Annotated in this window: 10 protein-coding genes and 2 pseudogenes; 5 read left to right on the forward strand and 7 right to left on the reverse strand. The window is 37.7% G+C overall.

What is annotated here, in order from left to right; genetic code table 11:
• Positions 1 to 368 precede the first annotated feature (368 nt).
• Together MHB48_RS17570 and MHB48_RS17575 are read left to right on the forward strand one after the other, a co-directional pair.
• On the forward strand, positions 369 to 1,208 hold the full coding sequence (locus MHB48_RS17570; RefSeq protein WP_342599173.1) for a beta-propeller fold lactonase family protein: 840 nt from the start codon (positions 369 to 371) through the stop codon (positions 1,206 to 1,208).
• Positions 1,209 to 1,544: 336 nt separating this feature from the next.
• Positions 1,545 to 1,759, forward strand: a pseudogene (locus MHB48_RS17575) (tyrosine-type recombinase/integrase); the annotation flags it as partial.
• A gap of 173 nt (positions 1,760 to 1,932) precedes the next feature.
• Here MHB48_RS17575 and MHB48_RS17580 read toward each other — a convergent pair.
• The 4 genes from MHB48_RS17580 to MHB48_RS17595 form a co-directional block, all read right to left on the reverse strand.
• Positions 1,933 to 2,502: a hypothetical protein gene (locus MHB48_RS17580; protein ID WP_342599174.1), complete on the reverse strand. Its 570-nt coding sequence runs from the start codon at positions 2,500 to 2,502 to the stop codon at positions 1,933 to 1,935.
• A gap of 502 nt (positions 2,503 to 3,004) precedes the next feature.
• Positions 3,005 to 3,562, reverse strand: a complete 558-nt coding sequence (locus MHB48_RS17585; RefSeq protein ID WP_342599175.1) for a hypothetical protein — start codon at positions 3,560 to 3,562, stop codon at positions 3,005 to 3,007.
• A gap of 401 nt (positions 3,563 to 3,963) precedes the next feature.
• Positions 3,964 to 4,206, reverse strand: a complete 243-nt coding sequence (locus MHB48_RS17590) for a hypothetical protein (protein ID WP_342599176.1) — start codon at positions 4,204 to 4,206, stop codon at positions 3,964 to 3,966.
• A gap of 655 nt (positions 4,207 to 4,861) precedes the next feature.
• Positions 4,862 to 5,794, reverse strand: a complete 933-nt coding sequence (locus MHB48_RS17595; protein ID WP_342599177.1) for a vanadium-dependent haloperoxidase — start codon at positions 5,792 to 5,794, stop codon at positions 4,862 to 4,864.
• Positions 5,795 to 5,875: 81 nt separating this feature from the next.
• On the opposite strand from MHB48_RS17595, the pseudogene MHB48_RS17600 reads away from it, so the two are divergent.
• Positions 5,876 to 6,034, forward strand: a pseudogene (locus tag MHB48_RS17600) (tyrosine-type recombinase/integrase); the annotation flags it as partial.
• 117 nt (positions 6,035 to 6,151) lie between these two features.
• Here the strand turns inward: MHB48_RS17600 and groL are convergent.
• Positions 6,152 to 7,783 carry a chaperonin GroEL gene (groL, locus tag MHB48_RS17605; protein WP_340923766.1) on the reverse strand — a complete coding sequence of 544 codons (1,632 nt, stop codon included), beginning with the start codon at positions 7,781 to 7,783 and terminating at the stop codon, positions 6,152 to 6,154.
• 45 nt (positions 7,784 to 7,828) lie between these two features.
• Positions 7,829 to 8,113 carry a co-chaperone GroES gene (gene groES, locus MHB48_RS17610; protein ID WP_340923769.1) on the reverse strand — a complete coding sequence of 95 codons (285 nt, stop codon included), beginning with the start codon at positions 8,111 to 8,113 and terminating at the stop codon, positions 7,829 to 7,831.
• A 184-nt stretch (positions 8,114 to 8,297) separates the two neighbouring features.
• On the opposite strand from groES, the gene MHB48_RS17615 reads away from it, so the two are divergent.
• Positions 8,298 to 9,011: a type II CAAX endopeptidase family protein gene (locus MHB48_RS17615; RefSeq protein WP_342599178.1), complete on the forward strand. Its 714-nt coding sequence runs from the start codon at positions 8,298 to 8,300 to the stop codon at positions 9,009 to 9,011.
• 47 nt (positions 9,012 to 9,058) lie between these two features.
• Here the strand turns inward: MHB48_RS17615 and MHB48_RS17620 are convergent, their stop codons facing one another.
• On the reverse strand, positions 9,059 to 9,700 hold the full coding sequence (locus MHB48_RS17620; protein ID WP_342599179.1) for a redox-sensing transcriptional repressor Rex: 642 nt from the start codon (positions 9,698 to 9,700) through the stop codon (positions 9,059 to 9,061).
• A gap of 132 nt (positions 9,701 to 9,832) precedes the next feature.
• On the opposite strand from MHB48_RS17620, the gene MHB48_RS17625 reads away from it, so the two are divergent.
• Positions 9,833 to 11,767: an ABC-F family ATP-binding cassette domain-containing protein gene (locus MHB48_RS17625; RefSeq protein ID WP_342599180.1), complete on the forward strand. Its 1,935-nt coding sequence runs from the start codon at positions 9,833 to 9,835 to the stop codon at positions 11,765 to 11,767.
• Positions 11,768 to 12,054 lie beyond the last annotated feature (287 nt).

The following is a 12,054-nucleotide window of genomic DNA, read 5'->3' on the forward strand; positions in this document are numbered from 1 at the left end:
TTAACATAGTCAAACACAGAAAAACCACCTCTCTTCTAATCTAAGAAGTGGTTTTTCATCTATAAAAATGGATCAAACACCGGATTTAAAAAATTCAATTCAATATATATATTAAAGTTTATTGTCTCTGCGAGGGCGCTTCATCATGCTTGACTAAAATAATTCATAAAATGGATGCTGTATTTATTTTATGTCGATCAAAGAATTCATCTTATGTGTCGTGTGATCGACGTGGAATGACCTTAAAAATCATCGACATCGAATAAATAAATGATCCAATGATGATTAGAACAACACTATTACGATGGTCTATGCATCCATTACCTTGGCATACTATGTACTAGATCTATAGAAAGGAGGTATTATCGATGGGTATTCGTCCTGTGAGATTTCTTTATGTAGCAAATGATGGCGATAGCACGGTAGAAATTTATGATATTACCACGCCTACCACTCCTGTACGTCTAGGGCAGTTTGGTGCAGGAGATTTAAATAATCCTCAAGGATTGGTTATTACAGGTACCACGCTTTATGTATCAAATTTTGGCGATAGCACGGTAGAAATTTATGATATTTCCATTCCTAGCACTCCTGTACGTCAAGGGCAGTTTGGTACAGGAGATTTAAGTTTACCTTTCGGATTGGTTATTACAGGTACCACGCTTTATGTATCAAATGTTAGTGATAACACGGTAGAAATTTATGATATTACCACGCCTACCGCTCCTGTACGTCAAGGGCAGTTTGGTGCAGCAGATTTAAGTGGTCCTGATGCGTTGGCAATTACAGGCACCACTCTTTATGTAGCAAATTTTGGTGATGATACGGTAGAAATTTATGATATTACCACGCCTACCGCTCCTGTACGTCAAGGGAGGTTTGGTGCAGGAGATTTAAATAATCCTCGCGGATTGGCGATTACAGGCACCACTCTTTATGTAGTAAATCAAGGTGATGATACGGTAGAAATTTATGATATTTCCACGCCTATCGCACCTATACGTCAAGGGCAGTTTGGTGCAACAGATTTAAGTGTTCCTAACGGATTGGTTATTACGGGTACCACGCTTTATGTATCAAATGACGGTGATGACACGGTAGAAATTTATAATATTACCAATCCTTCCGCTCCTATGCGTGTAGGCGAGTTTAATGCAGGAAATTTAAATAATCCTGTCGGAATGGCAATTTTTACGCTTTTAGTCTAGAGAGGGATGTGTCCAAGATACACGTAAAAATAGGATATAGCATGAAAAAACCTTTATAGATAAGGTAATGAATGATAACTTGCAGAAAAACCACTCATTTATTTAGGGTTTTCCTATTCGAAGAATGATTCGATTAGTAAGATTTCTAAATCTAGTAAAGAATTGTATGGAGTATACAAAACTAGTTAACATAAGACAATTTTAGGAAGTAACCAAAAATGCCAATCCTTTGGTAGATAAGGGATTGGCGTTTGTTCATTTTTTATCGTTTATGCAGGATTTTATAAATCGTTGATACATCAACGTTTCCCTTCTCTGAGGAAGCCTTACAACTGTATAAAAAAAGCTAGTTTAAATACTGAATTGACACCCCACTCTTTACATCATACTCATACGTCTCTTTTGCTCAGGCCGAAGTAAGTCTTCCACAAATCATGGAACGTTTAGGACATAAAGATGAAGACACAACAAAAAATGTGTATTTACATGTAACAAAAGATATGAAAAAAGAGGCTTCCCAAAAGTTCAAAGAACTCATGGAAAACCTCTAATATTAGACCCATACCCCAGAAAATGTTACCCATTTGTTACCCCTGGTTTTTTTCCAGAGTATATTAAGGTCTATAATCCCTGCCGTTATAGGATTGTTGAGCATTGATTACATCACATCATATGGCGATAAATTTTCGCAATAAGTGATGTTCAGGTGATGAGTTATTTATTATCATAACGTACTAAGCCGTAGTTCATAAAAATACTGCACAATTGGATGCTTTAACTTCATCTTCTCGGTCATGTTTAAAATTCGTTTTTTTCCAACCCGTCTGTCCACCAAAGCTAGAATATTCAATAGGATATCATCGCTCTCTATGCTTTCCTCTATAGAAGTGGATAAAAACTTATTAGCTACAACGATAAAATTTGATTTACTTAACGATGACTGCGCTGACAAAAGCTCCTTTGCATATTCTGATAATTTTCTCCCCCTTGCAATTACTTGTAGACGATCCTCCGGAACTATCCCCTTGGTTTCTTTTCTTACCGTTTCAATTTCCTCATTGCTGATAGGAATTTGGATATCTGAATCATTCTTAATTTCCAACTCCGTCTGATACCATCTGATTAAGGTAGTTATATCACTCATATTGAGTACATTCTTTTTATCTACCGCAATATAACAAAGTCCTGCTTTATCAGGTAAATAACGGTAGCCGGTTGCACGGTATTCAACCCTTCCATGTAATGCAGGACAGAGAAAACTCTCCAGATTTTGCTTCAATTTACTCCAGGCCATGTAATTCTCCTTAATTTTTATATTATAAATATTTATTGAGGCAATCGATCGATTCATACTAAATACAAGGTTTAAGTGTGATTTGAATTTCTGATGAAACAATAACTATAAGTAATATGAACATTCGGTTTAAGACAACAATATTATTTAAAAAGATATATCGAGTATATCACATCAATATTAATCATCCCTACCACAAATAAGAGGTGACCAACAGGGTCACCTCCTTTGTGTAGGACTCGAACAAATCATGGATAACCCGGCCATTCAGATGATCAAATCACCAAGAATGTCTATCTTCCGTGACAAAAGAAATGAAAAAAGAAGCTTCCCAATAGTTTGCACAACTAATGAGAAGCCTCAATTATAATCCACTATGTTAGCATTTCACTTTCACATTACATACAAACCCTATATATCAAGGGTTGCAGCGGCTTAAATGGGTACGATTTGTCTTGAAAGGCAGAAACTAAGGTTACGAGCCTATCATACCCAACTCTCTTTAAACAATATTGATTCCGGCACTGCCAAACCCTATAATATCCGTACGAAGATTGGCTGTTGGGATAGTGCGAGTTGATGTTGCAAAAAAGACCGTCAATAAACGGGTTCCCTCTACGATAGGTATACTTAGATCTTTGATAATGCCGGGTATAGTCGTTTCAACTGGAGTGTTACGAGTAATGCCTGTATCAAATGTGATCAATGTGTCTGGAAGTGCCTGAAATGTATCGGTCCCTGGAGGTGCAGCAAAAATTTGTGCGTGAACCGTTACAGTTACATCAAAATCGATTTCATTATTTTCATTACTTGGTCCGGAATAGCTATAAAATGCAGAAACAGCTGTGATTGTTCCGTCGCGCGGGACAGGAAAAGCTACGTTAGGGCTTAACGCAGAAGGGTTAATAAAAAACGTATCTTCACTAATAAAACCAGTACCATTTGCCCCAAAGCCGATCGTCGAAGAAAAAAAAGTGTTACCAAATTGGTTTGTAGACACTTCGATTGTTGTTCCTGATGCGAGGGGAATGATCGCACCGTTGGATAGCCTTATACCCAAAAAATCCACTCCTTATTATTTGTCCCTACTAATACAGTATGAAAAGATTGACAAAATGTAAGGGCAGATTGAGTATTTTTCGCCATTAAGCTACGTATCGCATAGTCCCATTGATGTTTTTATGGCGCATCATCTTCTGTATAGCAAAGGCTGTCATACCACTCATGGCTAATCTATGGCAAAAAGAATGTCTAAAAGTATGTGCTTACACACGAACATCTTTAAAATTCATGAGTCTCTAAGTTGTTAAACAGTTGTGTTATTGAATTATCCGTCATCTGTGTATTATCACGCTTCAAGAATACATATTCATTCCCTTATACAAAATGATTCTTACAAAAACAAGTAGCCACGATAACTAAAATAACTCTTCTCCTTGCGACTTAAACTCCGATAGTAAGCTAATATCTGATATATCTGTTCATCTGTAAAAACATATTCGGTTTATTCCCTCTCTCTTGACAATCTAGTAAATAATTACGTACATGATGATGACCAACCTCTTCAATGTTAATGACACCTTGTTCTAGACAATAGTTGATAAACTGTCCTAAAGTCATCTCATAGTTCTTAATGTTTGTCTGGGTTATGTTCTTAAACTTTCTGTCAGCTAAAAAGTCTTGATAAGCAAATTTCAACAGCATAAAAAATAACCACCTCTCTAATTTTGAGAAGTGGTTATATCTTTACTAATTAATTGTGAATTACACAGCTTCACAGAAAGCGATGTAAAAAGAATTACCTCATTCCGCCCATCACTCAAGTCTAAAAATGAGGACAAATATATCTTCTATTCCCCAGTTAAATAAGGTTTTCATATAAATACTGTTCATATCTATATACGCAATAACAAAAAAAAGTGGTTAAAAAAGTGGTCAAATTCTTTCTTACATTATCGATATGGATTCCATAGATGAACTGTTGTGCGGATGATATACCGGCCTGTTTTTAAATGTCATACAGTCCATGAAAACCTTGAATTAAGGGTACATGCAGATAAAGTTTATCATGTGATTTCATGTTTTATCTTAAAAATTGGGGTATTCTCAAAATAACGTGTGATATCAACTATTTGATGGTACTCCTATCTAATACTAGTATGCAAATTAATGCATTTAAAAGCAGGTTAATGAGGCTAGTTTGGGGCTAATATTGGGGCTAAAAAAAACAAAAATGGCGGCGTATGTACAGGAATGTGTAATTGTGATTGGGGTAAAATAAAAAGCACCTAGTTAGAGGTGCTTTAAAATATTCTATACAGTAGCAAGCATTTCGTTTTCTAGTTCGTCTTTAAAGCGTTTAGATATTATTGAGTTTTTTCCGCTTATATCCAATTAAAGACCAGAAAAATTCTTTTATCTTGATCCAAATGCCAACTCCTCTTGATGCAGATTGACATTTATCTTTAAAATCAAACGGAATAATTTGTCTGTATGGGGGGGGAGGAAGTTGTGCGCCTCGATCTTCAGTAAATGGAACGTCTACTGGCTGTCCTGATGCATCCCTCTGATTTCTAAGAGTGTTGATGACAGCTATACCTACTGCCTTGCCTAGTCTCAATCCCTCACTGATATCGGAAGGAAAATGGACGCCTGCATATAAGCGGGATATGGCATTTTCTTCGGCTAGTTGCTGTAGACGGTCTGATTCAGCAGGAAAGAAATAACTTAATACCGTGGCAGCAGCACCAGAAGCAATTGCATGTCCAGATAAATAGGTTGGGTGGCGTGGGGTGCAGAGCAACGGTACGAAGTTAGGACCCATTTGAACTGGACGGGCTACGTCATAACGATACTTGACATCCCAACAAACAACTAAAGCGTCCTGTATGGCAGCTTGCGTAGCAGCCAATATACGTGCTGCACGAGGAGATGAGATAGAGATGGGTGGAATGCCTGTCCTATAAACTGTATAGGTATCAATTAATCGGTCAATAATGGGAGTCCATTGCTTTGTTACGGCGCCCGTTCCCCAATAAACTGCTATTTTTTTTTGTTTTAGTGTAAGGGTTTGTGCAGTACGTTTTACTAATTCTAATTCAGCTAGCCAATCAATTGTGTTTGGGTCTGTTACCTGTGGCAGCGGGTTTCCCTTTAGGTCCGTAAACCAGCCGTTATCTCGCTTTAGATAAAAGAGCGGCCAGGAACCAGCTAAAGGTTCCTCTGGATTTTGAGGGGGCTTATTCTCTCCATTATATGGCACCTTCGACCAACGTGGATAATTAAATCGCATATTGTTTTCACCTCCCTTCGTTAACTGCTTTATGTTATTATACTCACAAGAAATAGATTTGGATTGGACAAATTTACTAATAATATATTGATAGAAGCGGGTGTGGGAGTAAAGGAGATTCAGCAGCGCTTAGGCCATACAGACATAAACACAACAATGAATATCTACGCTCATATGACAGCCAATATGGAAGAAAAGGCCTCTCACCAGTTCAGTAAACTGATGAAAGACCTTCTCTAATAAAATGAACTTTTAGTTTATGAAATGAGCATCTTTTTACTCACTATGAGCAAATGTATGAGCATTTATCTTTCTTCTACCTAAAAACCCCTATATATCAAGGCTTTATGATTTTTATTACATCATGCCGCCCATTCCACCCATATCAGGCATGCCCATTCCTGCGCCGCCTTTTTCTGGAATGTCTGCTACTACTGCTTCTGTAGTTAAGAATAGTGCAGCTACAGATGCAGCGTTTTGAAGTGCTGAACGAGTTACTTTCGTTGGATCCACGATTCCTGCTTCAATCATGTTTACCCATGTACCGTTCGCTGCGTTGAAACCGATACCGATTTCTTCGCGTTTTAGACGGTCCACTACGATGGAGCCTTCAAGACCCGCATTGTTTGCGATTTGACGAACTGGCTCTTCTAATGCACGAAGTACAATTTTTAGACCAGTTGCTACATCGCCTTCTTTTGTTTCAGCTAATTCAGCTACTTTGTTGTATACATTTACTAGTGCAGTACCACCACCAGAAACGATACCTTCTTCTACAGCTGCGCGAGTTGCGTTTAGTGCATCTTCAATACGAAGTTTGCGTTCTTTCAATTCTGTTTCCGTTGCTGCTCCAACTTTCACTACTGCTACACCACCAGCAAGTTTAGCAAGGCGTTCTTGTAGTTTTTCTTTGTCGAATTCAGAAGTTGTTTCTTCTAATTGCACACGGATTTGACCTACGCGGCTAGCGATACGATCTGAATCTCCGTTACCTTCAACGATTGTTGTGTTGTCTTTTGTTACAACAACTTTCGAAGCACGTCCAAGTTGTGTAATGTCTGTAGATTTTAATTCTAATCCTAAGTCTTCTGTAATTACTTCAGCGCCAGTTAGGATTGCGATATCTTCCAGCATTGCTTTACGACGGTCTCCGAATCCTGGAGCTTTAACAGCTACAGCATTGAATGTTCCGCGAAGTTTGTTTACAACTAGAGTAGCTAACGCTTCCCCTTCTACGTCCTCAGAGATTAGTAAAAGTGGTTTACCTTGTTGTACAACTTGCTCAAGTACAGGAAGAATTTCTTGAATGCTTGAGATTTTTTTATCTGTAATTAAGATATATGGATTGTCTAAAATAGCTTCCATTTTATCTGAATCTGTTACCATATATGGAGATGCATATCCACGATCGAATTGCATACCTTCTACTACGTCAAGCTCTGTAGTGAAGCCTTTAGACTCTTCGATTGTGATAACTCCGTCGTTCCCAACGCGTTCCATTGCTTCCGCGATTAGTTCACCAACTTCAGAATCACCAGAAGAAATAGCAGCAACTTGAGCAATTGACTCTTTGCCTTCGATTTGTTTAGAAATTGCTTTCAATTCTGTTACTGCTGCTGCAACTGCAAGATCGATCCCTTTGCGGATTCCTACAGGATTTGCGCCAGCTGTTACGTTTTTCAATCCTTCACGGATCATAGATTGAGCTAAAACAGTAGCAGTTGTTGTACCGTCACCAGCGATATCATTTGTTTTAGATGCAACTTCTGCAACTAATTTTGCACCCATGTTTTCAAATGCATCTTCTAATTCGATATCTTTTGCAATCGTAACACCGTCATTTGTAATAAGTGGTGAACCGAATTTTTTCTCCAAAACAACGTTACGTCCTTTTGGTCCAAGCGTTACTTTAACAGCATCTGCAAGTTTATCAACCCCACGCAGCATTGCACTACGAGCGTCTTCACTGAACTTAATCTCTTTTGCCATGTTAACTGTTACCTCCTAATTTTTATCTCGTTTTATATGAGCCTATTAGCCAATTACAGCTAGAATATCGCTTTCGCGTAAAATTAAAAATTCGTTGTTTTCATATTTCACTTCTGTACCTGCATATTTAGAGAAGATGATACGGTCTCCTTCTTTCACATCTAAGTCTACGCGTGTACCGTTATCAAGTACTCGTCCAGTTCCTATAGCAACAACTTTACCTTCTTGCGGTTTCTCTTTAGCAGAGTCTGGAAGTACGATGCCAGATGCTGTTTTTTCCTCAGCTTCGATTAATTCGATTACAATACGATCACCTAATGGTCTTAACAAGTGAAACTACCTCCCTAAAATAGTAGAATTTAATATTATTAGCACTCTTACTCTTCGAGTGCTAACACACTTATAATAATAATTAATTACAGAACATTTTGCAAGTGAGAAGAATATTTTTTCTTTTATTTTGTATTTCCTTTACAATAAAAGAAACTAGATAAATGGAGAGGTATTAAAATACATGAAACAACAAAAGACAGCCATATACATATTAATCGTTTACTGCATGATGCAACTATCAGGAGCACTCTTTATACCGCTACTTCGCAAATTTTTTACCTCGTTAGATGTTGAAAATCCAATACTCATTGCTGCTGGTTGGTGGATATTTCTAAGTATGGGGATTGGTACAGTCATAACCCTACTTATTATTCGTAAAGATAAAGCATTTTTACGACCTCTTAAAGGAGCACCGTTTAGCTTAGCGAAAACAATTGGCTGGGGAGTAATCGGATTCTTCTTAGTATTTTTAGGACAAATCATTGCTGCAAACATTGAGCTTGCACTTGGGGTGGAGCCTGGGTCTCAAAATACAGCACAATTTATTGAAATCGCCCGCGGTGTGCCATTTGTGGTTTTTTCCATTGTCATTTTTGCTCCAATATTAGAAGAGCTGATTTTCCGTCGCATTATATTCGGTATGTTATTACCAAAAACAAATTTCTTTGTAGCGGCTTCCATAAGTGCTATTGCGTTTGGGGCTATACACTTTGAATTTACGCACATCCTACTATATGCCGTCTCGGGATTTATATTCGCTTATATTTATTATAAAACTAAGCGAATCCTCGCTTCGATTGTGTCTCATATGTTATTAAACGGATTTGTGACTGTTTTCCAATTTTATGGAGATACCATACAAAAATTCCTTGAAACTTATTCGCAAATGCCATAAAGAAAAGCCTTCTACCGATTTTGCAATGCGGTGGAAGGCTTTCTTCATTATTCTGTATCTTCGTTTCGAATCAAGTAAATAAGCGTCTGTAATTCTACTGACAGATCAATAGTATGTACACGAATGGCATCAGACGTGCTTAACCTCACTGGTGTAAAGTTTAGTATCCCTTTAACCGTCGTGCCGGTTAAACGATCTGCCACTTCTTGTGCTGAACGACTTGGTAACGTAAAAATGACTAATTCTATTCCGTACTCTTTCAGCTTTTCTACCATTACACTAGAATGAAAAACGGGAATATCACTCATAATTGTTCCCTCTACAGGAGCTTTTGTATCAAAAGCAACGACAATTTTAGTATTGTGGTTTTTTTGAAAGTTATATTTAAGAAAAGCAGTTCCTAAACTACCAACCCCTATAAGTGCCACATTTGCCGCTTCATCCTGGTCTAACGTTTTTCTAAAAAATTCGAGCAGGTTAGGCACGTCATATCCATATCCTTTTTTGCCAAGTGCACCAAAATGAGAAAAATCACGTCGTATTGTTGCGGAATCAATTTTCATTGCATCGCTTAACTCTTGTGAGGAAACTCTTTTGTGTCCTGCATTATGAAAGCTTTGCAAAAATCTATAATATAGAGGAAGTCTTTTCGTTGTTGCTTGAGGAATCCTCGGTGCTTCAGGTTTCATAAAAATCCTCCTATTTCATTCGAACAAATTGTTATTATCTTACTAGACATTTCGTGTTATGTAAAGACTAGAGCGTTGCAACGTTCCGCCCTATCTATTACACTTAAGAATAGAATTGAGGTGCGAATCATCGTGATCGTTTTACAAGTCAATCAAGTAACGAAATCCTTTAATGGGGAAGATATATTAACAAACGTAAAGCTAGAGGTTCAAGACCGTGACCGAGTTGCTCTCGTTGGTCGAAATGGTGCTGGAAAGTCTACTTTACTTAAAATAATTGCAGGCGAAATGTCATATGATACTGGCGATATTATTATGCCCAAAAATGTTCGCTTAGGATATTTAGAACAACATGCAGGACTCGAATCTAAGCTCTCCATCTGGGAGGAAATGAAGTCCATTTTTAGTCATTTAATTGAATCAGAAAAAGAGCTTCGTTCATTAGAATCACAAATGGCTGATCCTTCTATATATGAGAATGCAGATGCGTACGCACGTGTAACTGCTGCATATGACGAATTACAGCTCGCTTTTAATGAAGCTGGAGGCTACCGATTTGAATCGGACATCCGCTCGATTCTACATGGAATGCAGTTCTTCCCAGAAGATTATGACAAGCCTGTCCAAGCGTTATCCGGTGGCCAAAAAACGAGATTTGCATTAGCGAAAATGCTACTTAGCAAGCCAGATTTACTCATTCTCGATGAGCCGACTAATCATTTGGACATTCAAACTCTGAGCTTTTTAGAGAACTACTTAAAAAACTATAGTGGCGCTATCTTAATCGTTTCACATGACCGCTACTTTTTAGACCAAGTAGTGAATTTTGTGTACGAAGTATCACGTCATAATGTTACAAGATATGTCGGAAATTATAGTTCCTACTTAGATCAAAAGGCGAAAAACTATGAACTAGACAAAAAGAAATACGAAAAGCAGCAAGAAGAAAAAGCGAAATTGGAAGACTTCGTTAGTCGTAATCTAGCTCGTGCCTCCACGACAAAAATGGCTCAATCTCGAAGAAAAGTGATTGAAAAAACAGATTGGATGGATTCACCAGATGGAGACGAAAAGTCCGCTTCTTTTGGATTCACAATCGATCGTCCAAGTGGAAATGATGTATTGCGACTAGAAGAAGTTGCAGTCGGCTATCCTAACAAAACCGTTTCATCGAATATCTCCTTTTCCGTTTACAAACAAGATCGCATTGCATTAGTTGGACCAAATGGCGTTGGGAAATCTACTTTACTTAAAACCCTTATGAAACAGCTAGACAATGCTGGTGGTAAGATCCAATACGGAACAAACGTCCAATTTGGCTACTACGACCAAGAGCAAGCCGCTCTATCTGGCAATAAAACTGTCTTAAAAGAATTATGGGACGAATGGCCACTTATGAATGAAAAAGATGTTCGTACGGTATTAGGTCGTTTCCTATTTACAGGGGACGATGTGCAAAAAACAGTTTCTACTTTATCTGGTGGAGAAAAAGCTAGGCTTGCACTTGCAAAACTTATGTTGTTAAAAGCAAATACGCTTGTTCTCGATGAGCCTACGAATCATTTAGACTTAGATAGTAAAGAAGTATTGGAAAATGCATTACTCGATTTCCCTGGCACGATTATATTTGTTTCCCATGACCGGTACTTTATTAATCGAATTGCTACAAAAGTAATTGAGTTAGCTTCGGATAACTCTAGTCTTTTCTTAGGCGATTATGATTATTACTTAGAAAAAAAAGAAGAGTTGGAAGAACTTGCACTAGAAAAGGCAGTTGTTGAAAAAACAGTTGTCACGAAGGCGAACACTTCTACGATCGATAAGGAAGCGAAGAAAAAAGAACGCCAACTTCGACGTCAGCTAGAGGAGTTAGAAAGTCAGATTCCAACAGTAGATGCAGAAATAGCTTCTATAGAAGAAAAGCTATGTGATCCGGAAATCTTCCAAGATCATGAAGCCGTGCAGCAATTCCAATACACACTAGACGAATTAAGAGAAAAACAAGATGATTTGTCGAATGAATGGCTTGAACTACAAGAACAACTAGAAAAAATAGAAGCAAACTAAAAAGCAGCGTAAACCATGATATTGGTTTACGTTGCTTTTTTTGAAAGAATCGATTTTTGCAAATGATCATCCGATTATCTGTGTAAATCATCCGATTTTTACTCATAATCATCCGATTTCCATGCCGAATGATCCGATTATTTGAGTGAATCATCCGATTTTTGCGGATAACCATCCGATTCCACAGATTTAGTCAAACAGGAGCAATAGTTATTTGTCGATTCTTGCTCATATATGTTGGTCAATAGCAAATTTCAATAAATATTTTTTCCACATATTTATTCACA

Origin of the sequence: Psychrobacillus sp. FSL H8-0483 (genome assembly GCF_038637725.1) — a bacterium.
Taxonomy (GTDB): domain Bacteria; phylum Bacillota; class Bacilli; order Bacillales_A; family Planococcaceae; genus Psychrobacillus.

Coding starts and splice junctions, on each gene's coding strand:
- MHB48_RS17570 (WP_342599173.1), top strand. CDS start 369: ATGGGTATTCGTCCTGTGAGATTTCTTTATGTAGCAAATGATGGCGAT.
- MHB48_RS17580 (WP_342599174.1), bottom strand. CDS start 2,502: ATGGCCTGGAGTAAATTGAAGCAAAATCTGGAGAGTTTTCTCTGTCCT.
- MHB48_RS17590 (WP_342599176.1), bottom strand. CDS start 4,206: ATGCTGTTGAAATTTGCTTATCAAGACTTTTTAGCTGACAGAAAGTTT.
- MHB48_RS17595 (WP_342599177.1), bottom strand. CDS start 5,794: ATGCGATTTAATTATCCACGTTGGTCGAAGGTGCCATATAATGGAGAG.
- groL (WP_340923766.1), bottom strand. CDS start 7,783: ATGGCAAAAGAGATTAAGTTCAGTGAAGACGCTCGTAGTGCAATGCTG.
- MHB48_RS17615 (WP_342599178.1), top strand. CDS start 8,298: ATGAAACAACAAAAGACAGCCATATACATATTAATCGTTTACTGCATG.
- MHB48_RS17620 (WP_342599179.1), bottom strand. CDS start 9,700: ATGAAACCTGAAGCACCGAGGATTCCTCAAGCAACAACGAAAAGACTT.